The following is a 20928-nucleotide window of genomic DNA, read 5'->3' on the forward strand; positions in this document are numbered from 1 at the left end:
AAACCTGTCGTCCCGACGGTGTGAAGGGTCTTCGCAGGCAGCAGCCTGTGAGGGCCCTTTTCGCGTGGGTCGTTGGATGACAGTGGGTCTGTCGAAGACCTGGTAGAGGCGGTCAAGGGCGGCAACGGGAACAGGGTGCCGGTCCTGATGGGCACCACCCGGGACGAGACGCCCGCGATGCTGCACTACACCGGCAAGCCGTACCCGCAGCACCGACTGCGGGGGCGTTCAAGGCTGACCTGTGCGAACGTGGCGAAAGCTCCGGCGCCGCCCACATGGAGCGGCTCCGGAGCCGAAGCCTTCCTCGCCCTCCGCGCCGTCATCAGCAACGGCGACTTCCTGGCCTACTGGACGCCGGACTGTGACAGGAGACGATGGGTCAGGAGTGGTGAGAGGGAGCGCCTTTGCGGCGGTCCAGATGGATGTCGTGCTGGTTGGCTGCCTCGGAGATGGTGAGTCGGCTCACCGTCGGCGGGTGGCCCGCCGCGATCATGAAGTAGCTGCCGACCGGTAGGTCCGCGAACCGGAAGCTGCCGTCCTCATTGGTAGTGGCGGTCAGCCCTGTGCCGGAGCCGTCCGTGAGAGTGAGTCGCACGTCGTTCACGGGCGTGCGCTCACTGTCGCTGACCACCCCGCTCAGACTGCCGAGACGGGTGTACGCGGTGAGGTCCGCGGTCACGGTGATCTGCCGCGCCTCGCCGATCTGGATGTCGATGGCCGCAGGCTGGTAGCCGTCGTGGTGGACGACGAGGACGTACGGGCTGTACGCGAGCTTGTCGATGAGGAACGAACCGTCTTCGTCCGTGGACAGGGAACGGATGAGGCGGCCGTTCACGTCGGTCAGTATGACGGACGCGCTCTTGAGGGGTATCCCATCCGCCTCGTCCTGCGCGATGCCGGTGACGACACCCTCGTCCTGGAAGGTGACCGTGTGCTCGATTGCCGAGGCGCCTGCGGTGAGGGCGAGCGGGGTGGCGGTCGAACGGTGGGTGTCCGAGCGGGCGATGAGAATGTACGGTCCGTGTCCGGGCGCCCGCAGCGCATAGGCGCCGTCGCCGTCAGCCGACGTGCGCGCGACCTCGCGGCCATCGTGGGTGACCAGGGTGAGCGCTGCTTCGGAGACCGGCACGTCCTCGGCCCGGACGACACGGCCGCAGATCGTGATGGCGTCGGTGTCCGGTGCACCGCCGGCTTCGGTGTCCGCAGTGGCCTGCTGTGCCTTGCGCGGATCGGCGTTGATCATGATCGTGCAGATGACCGTGCCGACGAGCAGTATGCCGCTGACCCACCATGCGGCGGCCGCGCTGCCGTGCACGATGGACTTGATCAGGAGCTCACCCTGCGCACCCTGGCCCTTGTGGTCGGCGTAGTAGGAGGCTGCCGCGTCGGCCGCGAGGGTGTTGCTCAGTGCGAGGCCGACGGCGCCGCCGATCTGCCGGGCCGTCGTCTGGAAGGCGGACACAGCGCCTGAGTCGCGTTCCGCCACCCCTGCCAGGGAGGCGTGTGTGGTGGGGGAGTAGCTCAGGCCCATGCCGATGCCCAGCAGGAGCCAGGCGGGGAGCACCCCGAAGAGATAGGAGCTGTCCTCGGAGAGCGTGGTGAACATCCACACTCCCGCTGCGGTGAGGGCGAGGCCGGGTCCGACCAGCCAGCGCGTCGGGATGCGTCCCATGACACGGGCGACCACCTGGGTCGCGGTCACCATGACGGCTCCGACCATCGGCAGGAACGCGAATCCCGCCTTGAGCGGCTTGTAGTGCATGACGCTCTGCAGGTGGTACGTGGCGAACAGCGAGATGCCCATCATGCCGAAGTTGAGCAGCGCGGCCCCGAGGAAGGACCCGGCACGGGTACGTTCGGCTACCACGCGCAGCGGCAGCAGCGGCTGCCGGATGCGGGCCTGGGAGAACAGGAAGGCGCCGATCAGCGCGACGGACGCGACCAGCAGTCCGGCCACCAAGGGGGAGTCCCAGCCGCGTTCCGGTGCCTCGGACAGCCCGTAGACGAGGGCGACGGGTCCCAGACAGCCGAGGACCGCACCGGTCGTGTCGAGGGTGATGTCACGGTGGCCCCGGTCGCGCGGCAGAGTGGCGATGCCCAGGGCGACCACGGCGACGGCGATCGGCACGTTCACATAGAGACACCAGCGCCAGCCCGCGTATTCGGTGAGCACACCACCGACGATCAGCCCGAGGGCGGCTCCGCTGCCGACGACGCCGCTGAAGAGGCCGAATGCCTTGGCCCGTTCCTTGGTGTCGGTGAAGGTGGTGGTCAGCAAGGACACTGTGGCCGGCGAGAGGACGGCGGCGAAGACACCTTGCAGTGTGCGGGCGGCGATGAGCGTTTCGGTGTTGGGTGCGGCACCGCCGATCGCGGAGACCACGGCGAAGCCGACCAGGCCCACGAGAAAAGTCCGGCCGCGGCCGAAACGGTCGGCGAGCCGGCCACCGATCAGGAGCAGGCCCCCGAAGGCCAGCGCGTACGCGGTGACCATCCACTGCCGGTCGGTGTCGGACATATGGAGCGACTGCTGGACGGAGGGCAGCGCGATCTGGACGATGGTGCCGTCGAGCATCACCATCAACTGAGCGGTGGCGATGACCGCGAGCACGTACCAGCGGTTGCGGTGGTCGCGCTCGGCGGACGCCTGGTCCTTCGCCGTCGCAACGCCTGCGCTCATGCCTGGGGCCCCTTCTCGCTCTTGGGCGCCTGGCGGAGCTTGTTGAGCAGGCGAGCGAACTCCACACGTTCATCGCGGGTGAGACCGTTGACGAGCTCGTCGGCGAGGGCCTGCCTGCCCCACTCGATCTCCTGCATCAGCGCGTTGCCCTTGTCGGTGACGCTGACCAGGACAGCGCGACGGTCGTCCGGATCCGCGGCCCGCTGGACGAGCCCACGGCGCTCGAGCCCGTCGACGAGAGTGGTGACGGTGCGCGGGGCCACATCGAACGTCTGGGCCAGCGTGCTCATGCGCTGGGGAGCGCCCTGTTCGTAAAGGTCGGTCAGCAGACTGGCCTGGGAGAAGGGGACCTGATTGCTGGCGAACACGGTCCCGGCGTGGCGCAGAAGCGGAGACAGCGTCTCCGTCAGAGCTGCGACGAGCTCAGAAGCCGTGACCTCGGGATCTTGCGTCACGGAGACCTCCATAGTGAGTCATGGAACATCTTGAGTGCAGGCTCAATATGTCAGCTGGCTCACCGATCGGCAAGTGGGTCGGGAGGGGTGCGGCCGACGGGTGGGGCTTTGAGTTGAATTTCGCAAATGTCGAAAATCTGGCATCTTCCTTGTCGTTTGCGCTCTTGCGGCGTTCTTTTTGCCTTCGCTTGAATAGTTGTGTGCTTCAATCGAATGGTTCGGAATGGATGTGTGGAGGAATGTGGGTCGGCCTGGTGGTCGGCGCGTTTGGTACAAACAAAGCAACGGGGGTTGTTTTCATTGGATTCGCTCATTGAGAGGAAGGGCGACATATTCGCCCTGCGTGGGCTGATCTCGGACGGGGAAACCGGGAACGGCGGAATTGCCGTCGTCAGCGGTGTGGCGGGCAGCGGGAAAACCGCCCTGCTGCAGGAAGCGGCCGACTGGGTGGTCGAACGGGGTTTGGTCGTCGTCACCGTCGCCTGTTCCCCGCTGGAGAGGGATGTGCCGCTGGCTGCGGTGCGTCAGCTCTTCGGCGCCCTCCCGCTCGGACCCGAACCGGCCAGGCGGCTCACCGCCCTGCTGGCAGAAGGCGTGCAGGTGGGCGTGGACGAGGTCACCACGGCCATCACGCCGGCGCACGCCAGGGTCGCCGAGGGGTTGTGGGGCCTCCTGGCCTCCTTCGCTGAACGCATCCCCGTCGTCGTTCTCGTCGATGATGTGCGGAATTCTGATGCACTTTCCCTGGCGTACCTGCTTTATTTCATTCGCCGGGTGCGCTCGGCATGCGTGACCATGGTGCTCGCGGACACGGAAGATCCACAGCCACGCTTCCCCCTCTTCCGGGCGGAAATCATGCGTCTCCCGGCGCTGCGTCATATTCGCACAGGGCCGCTCAGCCCGGTGGGTACCGGGGAATTGCTGGCGGAACGTCTGGGGGCGGAGAAGGCCGCCCTGCTCGGCGCGGAATTTCATGACGTCAGCGGTGGAAGCCCATTGCTGCTGCACGCTTTGCTGCGCGATCTGGCTGATTCCGGATCAACGGTCCGGGAGCAGCGGGAACCGGTGGTCGGGGAACACTTCTCGCAGGCCGTGGTCACCTGCCTGCGCCGGTCGGGACCGAAGACGCTGGAAGCCGCGCGGTGGGCGGCACTCCTCGGCGACAGCACCTGCAAGGAACTCCTGGCCGAGTGTCTCGATACCAGCCCGGAGTCTGCCCACCGGCTCCTGCGGATCCTCGGCACCGTCGGTGTGACCCACGGAGGACGCTTCCGCCACCCTGCGGCCAGAGTCACGGTCATGGACGGCATCCCGGAGGAGAACCGAGCGGGGATGCAGCTTCGCGTCGCCCGCCTGCTCTACGACATGGGGGCGCCCGCCACCCAGGTCGCCAGTCGCCTTCTCGGCCAGGTGGGGCAGGTCGAGTTGGGCACCGAGCAGGCGGCGTGGACGGTCTCGGTGCTCCGGGAGGCAGCGGACCGGGCTCTCACGGACAATCGGGTCGAGGAAGCCATCGCCTGGCTGAGGCAGGCCCACCGGCTCTGCACCGACAAGGCGGAGCGGGGCGCCATCCTCTTCCACCTCGCCCGCGTCCAGTGGCGGCACAGCCCGACGGCGGCCCTGCGCTGCCTCGACCAGGTGACCAAGCCGTTCGTGCAGGAGCGGTTCGGAACCCCGTACACCCTGCTTCTCGTCCGCTATCTGCTGCGCAGCGGTCGGCACCAGGAGGCGCAGGAGATCCTGCACCGGCTGCACCGCGAGTCCGACTCGCTCCCCAACGAGGTGTGCGCGGAACTACGGCTGCTGGAGATGTGGCTGGCGGTCTCCTTCCCCGCGGTGGCCGAGCACTTCCCGTACGACCACGGTCTGGTCGTACGGCGCAGCGGTCCGGTCACCGGTCGGGACGAACTGCAGTGGCAGGCCGCCAGGCTGCTGGTCGGGGTGCTGGGCGGTGGTGCGGACAGCGGATTCATCAGCGAGGTCGAACAGGCCCTGCGTCTCTACCAAGTGACCGAGGCCACCCTCGAACCGCTGGTGATGGGGCTGTCCGCGCTGATCTTCGCGGACCGCCTCGACAGCGCCGGTTCATGGTGCGCCTCGTTGATGGACGAGGTCGAGACCGTCGACGCCCCCGCCTGGCGCGCCTCCCTGGCGGCACTGCGCGCAGAGATCGCCGTGCGCCAGGGCGACCTGAAGGGCGCCGTCCGGCTCGCCGGGCAAGCACTCGATGACATCGATGCCGAAGGATGGGGCGTGGAGATCGGCGGCCTCCTCTCCACTCTCGTGCTCGCCCACGTGGCGATGGGGCGGACCGAGGAAGCCGACGCCCTGCTCCAACTCCCCGCGGCCGACCCCATGCACGAGAGCCGTTACGGCCTGCAGTACCGCTACGCGCGCGCCCAGCACCATCTCGCCGCCGACCGCCCCCACGCCGCACTGCGGGACTTCCTCGACTGCGGCACCCTGATGCGGCGGTGGAACCTCGACGCTCCCGGCCTCGCCCTGTGGCGAGCGGGAGCAGCCGAGGCCCTGCTGCGCATGGGCGATCACGCGCGGGCCAAGTCCCTGATGGACGAGCAGTGGGCACTGCTGGCCGGCAACCGCACCAGCCGTAGTGCCGGAATGGCCCTGCGGGTGTGCGCAGCGGTCTCCCGGCCGGAGCGGCGGCCGGCGCTCCTGAGACAGTCCGCGGAGATTCTCCAGGACTGCGGGGACCGCTACGAACTGGCCAGAACGATGGCGGACCTCGCCCACGCCCACGAGGCCCTCGGCGAGAGCGCGCGAGCACGGCACGCCTCGCGCAAGGCACTGCGGCTCGCGCAGGCGTGCGGTGCCGCGGGAATCGTCGCCCGATTGCACCCCGCACAGACCGCGGAGCCGACGGCCCAGACGGACCGGCAGCCGGAGTCCGAGGCGAGTCCCGCCCCGCAGAGCGAGGGCATCAACGAACTGAGCAGGGCTGAGAGCAAGGTGGCCGCCCTGGCATCGATGGGGTACTCGAACCGGGAAATAGGCGACCGCCTGCACGTCACCATCAGCACGGTGGAGCAACATCTCACCCGGGTCTACCGGAAGCTGAACGTCAACAGTCGCGAGGACCTGCCGACGGCCAGCCTCCAACCGCTGGTCTCCTACTGAGCGGTCCGTTCATGGCCGGGGATACGGGAAGGGCGGGATGAGAGCACGCGTCGGTGTTCCCCTCCCGCCCTGGTGCTTCGTGCGCCGCGGTCAGCTGGTGCCGAGGCGCTCCAGGACGTCCGCGGCCCGCGCGGTGCCACCCGCCTCCCGGATCCGCTCGCGCAGGCCGGCCACGCTCGCGTGCACCTGCGGGTCGTCCGCCACGGAACCCACGGCGTCCAGCAGGGCCGCGGCCGTGAGGTCCTCGCCGCCCGGCACCTCGGTGCCCAGGCCCAGCGCGACCGCCCGGCGCGCCACCATCCGTTGCTCTTGGGCCTGCGCGGCCAGCACCAGCGGCGTTCCGCAGGCCAGGGCCTCCATCACACTGCCCATGCCGGCCTGGCAGACGAACGCCCGCGCGTGCGGCAGCACGGCGAGATGCGGCAGCCAGCGGTGGACCTCCACCTGGGCGGGCAGGGGCCCGAGTTCGGCTGGATCGACCCCCGTGCGGCCCACGGTCAGGACCGCGTGCCAAGGGCTGTCCGCGAAGGCCTTCACACACGTGCGGAAGAACTCCGGGCGATCGCTGTAAGAGGTGCCGAGCGAGACCAGCACGACGGGCCTGCCGTCCGCGGGCGGCTGCCACGCGGCGGAGGGCGGGGACGGGTCCAGGCAGGGCCCGACGAAGACGTGCCGGTCGTCGAAGAGGTCGCCGCCCGGTTGGAAGTCGCGCGGGAAGAAGGCCATGCGCAGACCCCGGAAGCCGGTGACGAAGTCCAGCGGAGAGACGTCCGCCGCTCCGTACCCGGCCAGCAGCGCGGTCAGGTCCTCGCGGAACCGGCGCACCGCCGGCCTCTCGGCCGACCCGTCCTGCGGGGAGCCCTGCAGCATGGCCGCGAGGGAGAACCCCGGGTTGCTGGTGCGCTGGGGAAGGAAGACCGGGGAGAACTCCACTGCGGGCAGCTGCCACAGCCGTGTCAGCAGGCGGCCGGCCGGATTCATCGTCGTGTCGTACGCCACCACGTCCGGCCCTGCGTCGCCGAAGCGGTCCACGAGCGTCGCCAGCAGCGCGGAGGACTCGGCGATCGCCGCCGTCAGCGCGAGCGGGAGCCAGTCGGGGGAGTCGCCAGGCACGGCCCCGGCGAAGTCGGGCACGGCCGGGTCGTACAGCACGGTCCCGGCACCCGTCGCGCCGACCTCGGCGGCGAACGGCTCGGTCGTGGCGTATGAGACCCGGTGGCCGCGCCGCACCAACTCGGCGGCGACGGGGAGCGTGGGCCGCACATGCCCGTGGGCGGGGGCGGCGAAGAAGAGGTAGTGGCGCGCGGGGCGCTGTTCGGTCACGGGGACTCCTCGGATTCAGGTGCCGGCCAGGTCGATCACGTACCGGCCGTACTCGGTGCTCACGCCGGTCCGCCGACCGATCTCGAACAGCTGGTCGGCATCGATGAAGCCCATGCGGTACGCCACTTCCTCGATGCAGGCGATGCGTATGCCCTGGCGCTTCTCGATGAGCTGCACGAACGTCGCCGCGTCGAGCAGGCTGTCGTGCGTGCCGGTGTCGAACCAGGCACTGCCGCGGCCCAGGTTGACCAGGCGGGCCCGGCCAGCCTTCAGATACAGGGCGTTGAGGTCGGTGATCTCCAGCTCGCCGCGGGCCGAGGGGGTCAGCTCCCGCACCAGGTCCACGGCATCGTTGTCGTAGAAGTACAGACCGGTGACCGCCAGGTTCGACCGGGCCTTCTCCGGCTTCTCCTCCAGGGAGACGAGCGTCCCGTCGGCGTCCGTGACGGCGATGCCGTACCGCTCGGGGTCGGCGACCGGGTAGCCGAACAGGGTGCAGCCGTCGAGCCGTTGCCGCTCGCGCTGGAGCATCGCGGGCAGCTGGTGGCTGTAGAAGATGTTGTCGCCGAGGATGAGGGCGATCTCTTCGTCCCCCACGAAGTCCCGGCCGATGCGCAGGGCGTCGGCGAGGCCGTCGGGGCTCGGCTGCTCGGCGTAGGAGATCTCCAGGCCCAGCCATCGGCCGTCGCCGAGCAGATCGGAAAAGGAGCCGAGGAAGCCCGGGGCGCTGATGACCAGGATCTCCCGGATGCCCGCGTGCATCAGCACGGACAGGGGGTAGTAGATCATCGGCTTGTTGTAGACCGGCAGGAGCTGTTTCGAGGCGACGCGGGTGACGGGCCTCAGCCGCGTGCCGGATCCGCCTGCCAGGACGATTCCACGCATGATGTCCTTCCGACTCCGCGTCAGGGCAGCAGCGGCTTCCACCAGGAGGTGTTCTCCCGGTACCAGGCGATGGTCGCCCGCAGGCCCTCGGTGAACGGGACGCCGGGCCGGTACCCCAGAGCGCGGAGTTTCGAGTCGTCGAGTGAGTAGCGCCGGTCATGGCCCAGCCGGTCGGGGACCCGCTCGACCATGTCGGCACCTAGGCCGAATTCGGCCAGCAACAGCCGCGCCAACTCCGCATTGGTGAGTTCGGTGCCGCCGCCGATGTGATACACCTCGCCCGGTTCCCCCTTTTCCAGGACCAGGCGAATTCCAGCGCAGTGGTCGTCCATGTGCAGCCAGTCACGGACATTCCCGCCGTCGCCGTACAGCGGCACTCTGTGCCCTTCCATGAGCAGGGTCACAAAGCGTGGGATGACTTTCTCCGGGAATTGATAGGGGCCGTAGTTGTTGGAACACCGGGTGATGCAGACATGCATTCCGTATGTACGGGCATAGGCCAGTGCCAGATGGTCGGCGCCGGCCTTGGCCGCCGCGTATGGCGAGTTCGGGGAAACCGGGGACTCCTCGATCCACGAACCGGTGGCGATCGACCCGTACACCTCGTCCGTGGAGATCTGCACGAACCGCTGGACCCCGGCCCGACGTGCAGCTTCGAGAAGGGTGTGGGTCCCCAGGACATTCGTCCGCACGAACACCGACGGGCCCTCGATGGAGCGGTCCACATGGGTCTCCGCCGCGAAATTGATCACGACGTCGTGGCCCGGCAGCACCTCAGCGAGGAGTTCCCCGTCGGCGATGTCGCCCCGGACGAACGTGAAACGCGTATGGCCGGCGACCGGGGTGAGATTCTCCATGTTGCCGGCGTAGGTCAGCGCGTCGAACGCGGTTATCTCCATGTCCGGGAACACGGACCCGGAATGCGTGAGGGAGCTCCGGACGAAAGCCGAGCCGATGAAACCGGCTGCCCCGGTCACTAGGGCGCGCATTGGTATTCTCCCTGGTTGCCCGAACAATTGGGCGCCACTGTAATGGGCGGCCGGGCAGTGGTCCATACCCCTTATCCGGCATCACGCAGGGCGCCTTGGCTAGGGGGTTGTAAGGGTTCAGTTCGGGTGGGGGTGCCTCCGTAGGTTCTGTTCGAGGCGAGCCATGAAGCCGCCGCTGCAAGACGGGACGGCGATCCCGGCCCGTACCGGCCGACAAGCGGCCCCGGAGCACTCGTGAGGATCTCGCGAACGCTCCGGCACGGTCGCGGGGACGTGGCGTGGGACCGAGGTTCCCGCCACGTCGCCCGCAGCGGGGGCCGACCGCCTCACCGGTGCAGGGCCGTACGAACCCGACGAAGGGACGACAGTGGAAGTCAGCCTCATGGGCCTGGCGGGAATGGGATGGATAGCGAAGTCGCTGACCGCCGCCGCGGAACTCGGCCTCGCCGACCGCCTCGACGGCACGCCGATGACCGCGGAGGAACTCGCCAAGCAGACCGGCACCCACCCGGAGACGCTCGAGGCGCTGCTGCGGATCCTGTCCGCGCTCGGCGTCTTCCGCCGCGACGACGCCGGCGTGTACCGCAACTCCGCGCTGTCCGACCAGCTCCGCGACGACCACCCGCAGTCGATGCGGCACTACGTGATGCTCTCCGGCGGCCTGTACGCCGACACGTTCACCGCCGTCACCCACACGCTGCGCACCGGCGAGTCCGCCTTCCGCCACCTGCACGGCACCCGCATCTACGAGTACCTCGAGCAGCACCCCGCCGAGGCCGACCTGTACGACAAGGCCATGGCCGACCTGGCCCGGCCCGTCGCCGCGGCCCTCGCCGACGCCTACGACTTCGGCGCCGTCCGCAGCGTGCTCGACGTCGGCGGCAACAGCGGAGAGCTGCTCAAGGGGCTGCTCACCGCTCACCCGCACCTGACCGGCACGTGCCTGGACCGGCCCGACGTCTGTGCCCGCGCCGCCGCTGAACTGGAGGCCTCCGGCCGCAAGGACCTCGCGGAACGGCTCACCTACCAGTCGGGTGACTTCCTCCAGGAGGTGCCCGCCGACGCGGACCTCTACACAGTCAAGAACGTGCTGCACAACTGGAACCACGAGCACAGCGTCGTGATCCTCGGCCGCATCCGGCAGGCCATGGAGCGCACCGGCGCCGGCCGGCCCGCCGACGAGTGGCCCCGGCTGCTGGTCGTCGAGCCACTGGTCGAGACCGATCTCGACTGGATGCGCGTGCTGTTCCAGATGGTCGTCTGCGAGGACGGCACCCGCGGCCGTACCGACGAGGTCCAGCGGACCCAGATCGCCGAGGCCGGCCTGGAGGTGCTCGACACCCTCCGCCTCTCCACGGGCCACACCGCCCACATCTGCGCCGCTGCCCACTGAAGGAGCCCCCGTGACCATGCCGCAGCCCCTGCTGACCACCGCGCCGCCCGCGTGGAAGGTCCTCAACGAGGGCAGCAGTGCCGAACCCCTCGTGCTGGCTGTCGACTTCGCCGTCTCCGGGCGTCCGGAGTCCACGTTCGCAGACCTCGGCCGCCTCCTCGCTCCGAGCGTCCCGCTCTGGGAGACCCGGCAGCCGGAACTGGAGCGGGCCCGCACCTTCGACGGCGAGGACTTCGTGTCGTACTGGGTGCGGGGTGTGCGCGACACCGGGCGCCCGGTGCGCGCCGTTCTCGGCTACTGCGTCGGCGGCCTGTACGCGGCCCGCGTCGCGCAACTCCTCGCTGCGGAGCAGGATGAGGCGCCGACCGTCGTCCTGTTCGACCCCGAGCCGCCTCACCAAGCCGGCATGGTCGCGGACTTCCGGGCCGCCGTGGCACGGTTGTGCTCGGTGCTCAGCCCGGAGGAATCCGCGCTGGCCGGGCAGGCAGCCGTAGAGGCAGCCCAGCAGAGCGCCGGCCTCGCCGCGCTCGGCGCCGCGCTCACCGAGGTCTTCACCGGCATCACCGGCGCCGCCTTCGCCCGGGCGGAGCTGCCCGCCGAACTCGCCGGCGAACTCAGCGGCGCCTATGAGGCGTTCGTCGCCTACATCGCCGCAGCCGCCGTGTTCGACCCGGCCGTGTCGTGGGAAGACGCCACCGCGCTGACCACTCCCGCGGCCGACCCGCACGCCCGGTACGCCGGGCGGCTCATCCCCGTCGACGCGGCCCACGAGGACATCCTGCGCAGCCCCGCCACCGCCGATGTCCTCACCGGCCTGCTCACCCGGTCCCGTCCGCAGAGCTGAGCGCTCCGCTGGAAACGCCGCGGCGCCATCGTGGCCGGTCGCGCAGTTCGCCGCGCCCCCTTCGGGGAGCTGCCGAACCGCAGCCGACCACCACCGACCTGCCTCAGAGCCGCACCTTCGGATCGCGCCGGGCCCGGACCGTGCCGACCGTGACCATCGACCATCAGCGAAAGGGTGACCCACCGTGCAGTCAGCCGAGAAGGCGAAGCCGGCCGACGGCGCCGCGGCGGCCCTGCTTGCCGCACTGACCCAGAAGCGGCGGCTGGACGCGGCGACGCCCAAGGAGAGCGCACTGTGGTTGCTGGACCGGCTGCTGCCCGACGCCGGCGTCAACAACGTTCCCCTCGCCGTCCGCGTCGACGGACGGCTCGACACCGCCGCGCTCCAGGCCGCCGTCGACGCCCTGGTACGCCGCCACGAGGTCCTGCGCACGGTCTACCTCGACCGGCAGGCGGGCCTCGTCCGCGAGGTGCTCGGCGAGGACACCCCCGCTCCGCGCGTCGAGGTCCACGACATCGTCGCCGGCGTACCGGAGAAGGCGCTGCGGGAGTTCGCCGCGACCCCGATCCGGTGCGACGGCCGGCTGATGCTGCGCGTGGCCGTCTTCCGGGGACCGGATGCCGACACCCTCGCCGTGGTGGTCCACCACCTCGTCTTCGACGCGGTCTCGGTGCCGGTCCTGATCGCCGAACTCGCCGCCGCCTACGACGCCCGCGCCACGGGCCGCGACCTGCCCGACGAACTGCGCGCCCCCGCCCCGGCCCTGCGGGACGCCGCGCCCCGCGAAGAGAGCCTCGCCTACTGGCGCTCCGCGCTCGACGGCTTCGACCCGGCCGGTCTCGACCTGGACTGCACACGCCTCGCACCGGCCCGGGCCACCCTGGTGGGCGACACCGTCCTGCGCGTCCTGGACGACGAGACCCGGGACCTGGTGCGCGGGCTCCAGCGCACCTTGCGGGCACCCGAGGCCGTCATCCTCCTCACCGCCTTCTGCCTGCTGCTCGCGGCACACGGCGCCGGGCCCGACCTCGTCGTCGGATCCCCGGTCAACATCCGGCCGCCCGAGGCGCAGTCCGCGATCGGCTACCACGTCAACACCCTGCCGCTACGGCTGACAGTCGACTCCGGCCGCGGCTTCCGCGACCTGGTGAAGGAGGCGCGCACCGCCTTCTTCGGCGCGCTCGCCCACAGCGACGTACCTGTGGACGCCATCGCCCACGAGACCGTGCGCGAGACGGTGTCCTGGCGCGACACCCTCTTCCAGCACATGTTCAACTACGTGCCCGTGGAGCCGGCCCAGCCCCTCACACTGGGTGGCGTCCCGGCCCGGCCGCTGCACCTCGAGACCGGGTTCAGCAAGTTCGACCTGGAGCTGTTCGTGCAGTCCGGTGCCGACCACATCGGCCTGCGCGTCCTGTACTGCTCCGAGGTGCTCGACCGGGCCGACGCCGAGGCCCTGGCCCACCGCTACGCGACCCTGCTGCACACCGTCGCCGCCGAACCCGACCGGCCCGTCGGTGAGCTGGACGTGTGGAGCGCCGAGGACCGCGCGCTGCCAGGCCCGGGCACGGCACGGTCGGTGCCGGACACCGCGGTCGATGCCGACCGCGACCTCGACGCGTTCCGCACCGCCCCCGACGGTTCGGCGCTCGGCCTCGCGGACGCGGCGGCCCGCTGCGCGGCCGACGGCGGCTACCCCTATGTCGTCCACCCGCTCGACGCCCGGCACGTCGCCGTCGTCGGGCGGGCCGGCAACCGGCTCCCGGCCGGGGTGCGCGGCGAGGTGTGCCTCGTACGGCCCGACGGGGCCACGCATGTGGCCACCGGCTGGACCGGCAGCCTGCGCCGCGACGGCGCGCTGGAGCTGTACGGCCACGCCGAGCGCGCCGCTCTGCTGCACGGCCGGGTGGTGCACCCCGAGCGGGTGGAGGCCGTACTGCTGGCGCATCCGGAGGTCACCGGGGCGGCGTTGGCCGTCGCGGACGGGACGGCGCTTGCGTTCGTCACCGCAGACGAGCGGCCCGGTCTCGCGGACGACGTCGCCGGTCACGCCGCCCGGCTGCTGCCGCGCGCGGTGCAGCCGGCCCGGGTGATCCGCACCGACGTGCTGCCGCTGCGTCCTGACGGCGGCTGGGACACGGCGGCGCTGCTGGCGTCCGCCGCGGCCGAGCCGGAGAGCGAGCTGGACGACCCCGGTGGGCTGGTGGGTGACCTGCGCGGGCTGTGGCGCGACCTCCTCGACCTCGCGGAACCCGCCGACGCCAACGCCGACTTCTTCTCGCTCGGCGGGCATTCGCTGCTCGGCGCCCAGCTGGTGCAGCGCGTCGACGACGTGACGGGGACGCGGATCAGGCTGGCCGACCTGTTCGACAACCCGACGCCGCGCAGCCTCGCGCGCCATCTGCGGGCCCTGCGCGACGACAGCTGACCGACCGCGGGCCGGCCGATCGCCGGCCCGACCCGAAGACCTCTCGACCGACCGACCACTCCTGAGCGCCACGCAAGTGGCGGGGCCTCCGCCGTATCCCCCGGCGGCGGGGGCCCACCGGCCGCCGAGCCGCCGTCGGCCAGCTGTGCCGCAGACCTGTGTGAAGAGAACGACGACGGGAGCAAGAACGTGTCCGAACACCGTGGCAGCGCAGGTGGCTCCGCACTGTTCCCCCGGACGGGGACCGTGCTGCCCTGGGTCCTGACCGGCCCCGGCGCCGCCGCCGTACGGGCCCGCGCCGAGGCTCTGCGCACGCACCTCGGCGCGACCGCCGAGTGGTCGCCGGCCGGGGTCGGACAGGCCCTCGTCGCCGGGGCCGGGGCCGGCACCCACCGGGCCGTCGTGCTCGCCGGGGATCGCACGCAGACCCTGGACGCGCTCGCCGCGCTGACCGCCGGCGCCGACCACCCGGCGGTGGTCACCGGCACCCACGCGGACGCCTCCCCGGCCGGGCCGGTGTTCGTCTTCCCCGGGCAGGGCTCGCAGTGGACCGGCATGGCCCGCGAACTCCTCGACACCGCCCCGGTGTTCGCCCGCAAGGTGCACAACTGCGCCGACGCGTTCGCCCCCTACCTGGACCACTCCCTGCTGGACTCCGTGACGGGCGCGGCCGGTGGTCCCGAGCCGGCCGGCGCCGACGTGGTGCAGCCCGCGCTGTTCGCGGTGATGGTGGCGCTGGCCGACCTGTGGAGCGCGGCCGGGGTCACCCCCGGCGCCGTGCTCGGGCACAGCCTCGGTGAGCTGGCCGCCGCGCATGTCGCCGGGGCACTGTCCCTGGACGACAGCGCCCGGGTCGTGGCCCGCTGGAGCCAGGCGCAGGCCACCCTCGCCGGGCGCGGCGACATGGTGTCGGTGCTGCTGCCCGCCGACGAACTCGCCGGCCTGCTCGACCGGCGCTGGCCGGGCAGGCTGGTCGTCGCCGTGGAGAACAGCCCCGGCTCGGCCGTCGCCTCCGGTGACGTGGACGCGGCGGCGGAACTCGTCGCCCACCTCACCGCCGAGGGCATCCACGCCCGGCGCGTCGACGTGGGGCTCGCCGCGCACTCCCCGCACATCGACGCGATCCTCCCCCGCATCCGCGAGGACATCGCGCCCGTCCGCGCCCACGCCCCCCGCATCCCCGTCTACTCCGCGCTGCACGGCGGAGCGCTGGACGGCACGCCCTTGGACGCCGCCCACTGGTGCCGCAACCTGCGCTCCACCGTCCGCTTCGCCGACGCCACCCGCGCGGCGCTGGAGGCCGGGCACACCACGCTCGTCGAGGTCAGCCCGCACCCGGTGCTGACCACCGCCATGGAGGTCTCCGCGACCCGGGCGGCCCGTACGGCCACCGTCCTCGGCACCCTGCGCCGCGGCGAGGGCGGTCCGTCCCGCTTCCTCGCGTCGCTGGCCGAGCTGCACGTGTCCGGCGGTGCCGCCGACCTGCGAACCGTCCTGCCCGCTTCCGAGGCCGTACGACTGCCGGAGGCGGTCCTCACCGCCGGGCCGCGCGAAGAGTCCGCGGACGGCGGCGCCCCGCACGAGGCGCTGCGCGCCTGCCTGGCGCCGCTCGACCCGGTAGAACGCCACGCCCATCTGCTGGCCGTGGTGCGGGAGTGCACCGCCGCGGCACTCGACGGCGACGACGAGGGCTCCATCGACGACCGGCGCACCTTCCGCGACCTCGGCGTCACCTCGCTCACCGCCGTCGGCATCCGCGACCGGCTGCGCTCCGCGACCGGGCTGCGGCTCTCCCCGACCGTCGTCTTCGACCACCCCACGCCGAACGCGCTCGCCGCCCAGTTGGACGCCGAACTGTTCGGCACCATTGCCGACGCCGATCCCGCCCCGGCCGTCGGTAGCCGGGCCGCGCTGCACGACGAGCCCATCGCGATCGTCGGCATGGCCTGCCGCTACCCGGGTGGCGTGGGCTCTCCCGCCGACCTGTGGCGCACGGTCCTCGCCGGTGTCGACGCGGTCGGCCCGCTGCCCACGGACCGCGGCTGGAACATCGCCGACGGCTACGACCCCGAGATGGGCGGCCCCGGCCGGTTCTCCCAGCACGAGGGCGGATTCCTCCACGACGCCGCCGAGTTCGACGCGGAGTTCTTCGGGATCTCGCCGCGCGAGGCACTTGCCATGGACCCGCAGCAGCGGCTCGCCCTGGAGTCCGCCTGGGAGGCGATCGAGGACGCCGGTCTCGACGCGCACGCCTTCAAGGGCTCCCGCACCGGTGTGTTCCTCGGCCTCATCACCCAGGACTACGGCCCCCGCGCCGGCGAACCCACCGCGCAGGCCGGCGCGGTCGAGGGCCACCTGTTCCTCGGCTCCACCGGCAGCGTCGCCTCCGGCCGCCTCTCCTACGTGCTCGGCCTGGAGGGGCCGTCGCTGACCATCGACACCGCCTGCTCCTCGTCGTTGGTCGCCCTGCACGAGGCGTGCCAGGCGCTGCGCACCGGTGAGTGCGACATGGCGCTGACCGGCGGTGTCACCGTGATGCCGAGCACCGGCATGCTCGTCGAGTTCTCCCGCCAGCGGGGCTTGTCTCCCGACGGGCGCTGCAAGGCGTTCTCCGCGTCCGCCGACGGCTTCGGCCTGGCCGAGGGCGTGGGCATGCTCGTCGTCGAGCGGCTGTCGGACGCGCGGCGTCTGGGGCATCGGGTGCTGGCGGTGGTGCGGGGCAGTGCGGTCAATCAGGACGGTGCGTCGAATGGGTTGAGTGCGCCGAGTGGGCCTGCTCAGCAGCGGGTGATCCGGCAGGCGTTGGTGAACGCGGGGGTGCAGGCGTCCGAGGTGGACGTGGTGGAGGCGCATGGCACTGGGACTCGGCTCGGCGATCCGATCGAGGCGCAGGCTCTGCTGGCGACGTATGGGCAGGGGCGGTCGGTCGAACGGCCGCTGTGGCTGGGGTCGTTGAAGTCGAACATCGGGCATGCGCAGGCGGCGGCCGGTGTGGGTGGTGTGATCAAGATGGTGATGGGGCTGCGGGCCGGTGTGTTGCCGCGCACTCTGCATGCGGATGTGCCGTCGCCGCATATCGACTGGGCGGCGGGGAACGTGCGGCTGCTGACCGAGGCGCGGGAGTGGGCGGAGGCCGGGCATCCGCGCCGGGCCGCGGTGTCGTCGTTCGGCGTGAGCGGCACCAACGCCCACGTGATCCTCGAAGCCGCCCCCGAGACCGACGGTGCGCCCGAGGTGTCCGACGGCGTCCTGGGCAGCGCGCCCGGGATCGTGCCGTGGGTGTTGTCCGCCGCGTCCGCCGACGCCCTGCGCGCGCAGGCCGAGCGGCTGAGCGGGCACGTGGCCGAGCGTCCCGGACTCGCCCCCGCTGACGTGGCGTTCTCCCTCGCGACGAGGCGTACGGCGCTGGAGCACCGGGCCGTCGTCGTGGGCGGTGACCGCGACGAACTCCTCGCCACCCTGGACGCGTTGAGCGCCGGCCGTCCCGCTCGCGGGGCCGTGCTGGGTGACGCGGCCGCCCATTCCCGCCGTCCCGTGTTCGTGTTTCCGGGGCAGGGGTCGCAGTGGGTGGGGATGGCGGTGGAGTTGTTGGACTCGTCGCCGGTGTTCGCGGAGTCGATGCTCGCCTGTGGGGAGGCGCTGAGCGAGTTCGTGGGCTGGGATCTGCTGGAGGTTTTGCGGGACGGGGACGAGGAGCTGTCGAACCGCGTCGATGTGGTGCAGCCGGTGTTGTGGGCGGTGATGGTGTCGTTGGCCGCGGTGTGGCGTGCGTGTGGGGTGGTGCCGGCTGCGGTGGTGGGTCATTCGCAGGGTGAGATCGCGGCTGCGGTGGTGGCGGGTGGTTTGTCGTTGCGTGATGGTGCGCGGGTGGTCGCACTGCGCAGTGCGGTGATCGGCGGTCTGCTGGCGGGCAGGGGCGGTATGGCGTCGGTGGCGCTGGCGTCCGACGCGGTGCGGGAACGGCTGGGGTTGTGGGAAGGACGCCTGTCCCTGGCGGCGGTGAATGGTCCGTCGTCGAGTGTGGTGTGCGGACACGTCGACGCGCTGGACGAGTTTGTGAGCGCACTCGAACGTGACGGAGTGAGAGTGCGGCGTATCGCGGTGGACTATGCGTCGCACTCGGTTTTCGTGGAGCAGGTGGAGGAAGAACTCCTCGATGTGCTGGGGGATGTCTCTCCCCGGTCGGGTGAGGTGCCGTTCTATTCCACGGTCACCGGTGGAGTCTTCGACACGAGCGGACTCGACGCCGGGTACTGGTACCGGAATCTGCGGCGGACGGTGCGTTTTGAGGAGACGGTGCGGGAGTTGGCGCGTCGGGGCTTTGACGCGTTCGTCGAGGTGAGTGCGCATCCGGTGCTGGCGGTGGGTGTGCAGGAGACACTGGAGGCGGCCGGGGCGCGGGGTGTGGTGTGTGGGACGTTGCGTCGGGGTGAGGGTGGTGTGCGGCGGCTGCTTGCCTCGCTGGGCGAGGCGTGGGTCGCCGGGGTCGGGGTCGACTGGTCACGACTGACACCGGCCGCGAGCGCGGTAGAGCTGCCGACGTACGCGTTCCAGCACCAGCGCTACTGGCTCGACAGCACTGCCGCGAACACCGGTGACCGGCCCGCCGACGACCAGGACGCCGCGTTCTGGGAGGCGGTCCAGCACACCGACCTGGACGGTTTCGCCGCCGAACTGGACATCGCGCCCGACGCCCCGCTCGGCACCGTCCTGCCCGCGCTCGCCGACTGGCGGCAGCGCATGCGGACCACGGCAGCCGTGGACGCGTGGCGCTACAGGATCACCTGGAAGCACCTGCCCGACGTGCCCGGCGCCCCGGTCCTCAGCGGGCCCTGGCTGGCCGTCGTACCGGAACGGCACACGGACGCCCCGTCCGTCACCGCGTCCCTGGACGCCATGGCGAAGGCCGGCGCCGAGGTGGTCCGGGTGACGGTCGAGGACGCCGATGCCGACGTGGACCGGCTCACCGAGCGGCTGCGCGGCCTCGTCACCGGGCTCGGCTCGACACCGGCCGGGGTCCTGTCGTTCCTCGGTCTGGACGAGGAGCGCCACCCCGGCCATCCGGCCATGCCGAGCGGGCTGGCGATAAGCCTCGCCCTGGTGCGCGCCCTCGGCCGGGCCGGGATCGGCGCCCCGCTGTGGATGGTGACCCGGCAGGCCGTCGCGGCCGGCGAGGACACCCACCCGCACGCCCCGCTGGGCTCGCTGCTCTGGGGCCTCGGCCAGGTTACGGCCCTCGAACACGCCGACCGGTGGGGCGGGTTGATCGACTTGCCCGCCGTCTGCGACGCCCGGGTCGCGCGCATGCTGTGCGCCGCGCTCGCCGGGCACGGCGTCGAGGACCAGCTGGCCCTGCGTCCCTCGGGCACGTTCATCCGCCGACTTGTCCACGCTCCCGGCGAGCAGCGGGCCGCCCGGCGCAGCTGGCGTCCGCGGGGCACGGTGATCGTCACCGGCGGCACCGGTGCTCTCGGAGCCGTCCTCGCCCGGTGGCTGGCCGCGGAGGGCGCCGAGCACCTGGTGCTCACCGGGCGCCGCGGAGCCGACGCGCCCGGCGCCGAGCAACTGCGCGACGAACTCGCCGTGACCGGCGCCCGTGTCACCATCGCTGCCTGCGACATCGCCGACCGCAAGGCGGTGGCGGCGCTCCTCGACGAGCTCGCCGCCGACGGGGAGACCGTACGCGCCGTGCTGCACGTAGCGGGCGTCGCGGACCTGACCTCCCTGGAGGACACCGGCCCGGAGGCGTTCGCCGCCGGAGTCGCCGCCAAGGTCGACGGCGCCCTGCACCTCACCGAACTCCTCGACCACGGCGAGTTGGACGCCTTCGTCCTGTTCTCCTCCATCGCCGGCGTGTGGGGCAGCGGCGACCACGGCGCCTACGCCGCCGCCAACGCGTTCCTCAACGCGCTCGCCGAGCACAACCGGGCCCGCTCCATCCCCACCACCTCCATCGCCTGGGGCGTGTGGAACGCGTTCGGCGTCGAGGGCGCCGGCGGCATCTCCGAGGCCGTCGACCTCGACCAGCTGCACCGGCGGGGCCTGCCCCTCATCGAACCCGAGCTGGGCCTCACCGCGCTGCAGCGGGCCCTGGACCGCGACGAGACCGTGCTCACCGTGGCACCCGTCGCCTGGGAGCGGTTCTTCCCCCTGTTCAGCGCGGCCCGCCCACGACCGCTGTTCGAGGACCTGCCGCAGATCCGGGCGCTGTCCGCGCCGACGCCCGCGGGCCCGGCCGCCGAGTCCGGGCAGCGCGGCTCGGGGCTCGCCGACCTGCCGCTCGCCGACCGGGACAGCGCCCTGCTCGCCCTGGTCCGCGGCGAGGCCGCCTCCGTGCTCGGCTACGAGCGGCCCGACCAGCTCGACGTCGACCGCGCCCTGCGCGACGTCGGCTTCGACTCCCTCACCGCGATGGAGCTGCGCAACCGGCTGGCCAAGGCCACCGGCCTCACCCTGCCCGCAGCGCTGGTCTTCGACCACCCGACACCGCTCGCCATCGCCGCGTACCTCAAGACCGAGCTCTACGGGCCCGACGCCGGCGACGACAGCTCCGTCCTCACCGAACTGGACGCGCTGTCTCAGCGGCTGGCGGCCATCGACCCGGACACCAACACCCGGCTGGAGATCACCCTGCGGCTGCGCTCGCTGCTCACGCGGTGGAGCGAGCCGGACGGCGGCCGTACGACGGCCGAAACGGCCACGACCACCTCCGCCACGGCACTCGAATCGGCCAGCGCCGACGAGGTGCTGGCCTTCATCGACACCGAACTCGGCATCTGAGCAGATGCACTCC

10 protein-coding genes are annotated in these 20928 nt (G+C 71.6%); 5 read left to right on the top strand and 5 right to left on the bottom strand.

Annotated features, from left to right (window positions below):
• Window positions 1-379: 379 nt before the first annotated feature.
• Entirely contained in the window at window positions 380-2680 is a 2301-nt protein-coding gene (locus QQY66_RS43995; RefSeq protein WP_301986057.1) for an MFS transporter, read from the bottom strand.
• Entirely contained in the window at window positions 2677-3135 is a 459-nt protein-coding gene (locus QQY66_RS44000) for a MarR family winged helix-turn-helix transcriptional regulator (protein ID WP_301986059.1), read from the bottom strand. The genes QQY66_RS43995 and QQY66_RS44000 overlap by 4 nt, the downstream gene beginning before the upstream one ends.
• A gap of 300 nt (window positions 3136-3435) precedes the next feature.
• On the opposite strand from QQY66_RS44000, the gene QQY66_RS44005 reads away from it, so the two are divergent.
• Entirely contained in the window at window positions 3436-6273 is a 2838-nt protein-coding gene (locus tag QQY66_RS44005; RefSeq protein WP_301986060.1) for a LuxR family transcriptional regulator, read from the top strand.
• Between the two features lie 90 nt (window positions 6274-6363).
• On the opposite strand, the gene QQY66_RS44010 is transcribed toward QQY66_RS44005, so the two are convergent.
• From QQY66_RS44010 to rfbB, 3 genes are read right to left on the bottom strand one after another with little or no spacing between them, the layout of a single operon-like run.
• On the bottom strand, window positions 6364-7596 hold the full coding sequence (locus QQY66_RS44010) for a macrolide family glycosyltransferase (RefSeq protein ID WP_301986061.1): 1233 nt from the start codon (window positions 7594-7596) through the stop codon (window positions 6364-6366).
• Between the two features lie 15 nt (window positions 7597-7611).
• Window positions 7612-8481, bottom strand: coding sequence for a glucose-1-phosphate thymidylyltransferase RfbA (rfbA, locus tag QQY66_RS44015; protein ID WP_301986062.1), 870 nt, complete (start codon window positions 8479-8481; stop codon window positions 7612-7614).
• Between the two features lie 20 nt (window positions 8482-8501).
• A complete protein-coding gene (gene rfbB, locus QQY66_RS44020) occupies window positions 8502-9470 on the bottom strand; it encodes a dTDP-glucose 4,6-dehydratase (protein WP_301986063.1) in 969 nt (322 codons plus the stop codon).
• A 367-nt stretch (window positions 9471-9837) separates the two neighbouring features.
• On the opposite strand from rfbB, the gene QQY66_RS44025 reads away from it, so the two are divergent.
• From QQY66_RS44025 to QQY66_RS44040, 4 genes are all read left to right on the top strand, one after another.
• Window positions 9838-10863, top strand: coding sequence for a methyltransferase (locus tag QQY66_RS44025; protein ID WP_301986064.1), 1026 nt, complete (start codon window positions 9838-9840; stop codon window positions 10861-10863).
• A gap of 10 nt (window positions 10864-10873) precedes the next feature.
• Window positions 10874-11707 carry a hypothetical protein gene (locus tag QQY66_RS44030; protein ID WP_301986065.1) on the top strand — a complete coding sequence of 278 codons (834 nt, stop codon included), beginning with the start codon at window positions 10874-10876 and terminating at the stop codon, window positions 11705-11707.
• A gap of 184 nt (window positions 11708-11891) precedes the next feature.
• Entirely contained in the window at window positions 11892-14135 is a 2244-nt protein-coding gene (locus QQY66_RS44035) for a condensation domain-containing protein (protein WP_301986066.1), read from the top strand.
• Between the two features lie 189 nt (window positions 14136-14324).
• The gene (locus QQY66_RS44040; protein ID WP_301986067.1) at window positions 14325-20915 is read left to right on the top strand and encodes a type I polyketide synthase; all 6591 of its coding nucleotides are present in this window, start codon (window positions 14325-14327) and stop codon (window positions 20913-20915) included.
• The last annotated feature ends 13 nt before the right edge of the window (window positions 20916-20928 follow it).

Source organism: Streptomyces sp. DG2A-72, assembly GCF_030499575.1.
Lineage (GTDB): Bacteria > Actinomycetota > Actinomycetes > Streptomycetales > Streptomycetaceae > Streptomyces.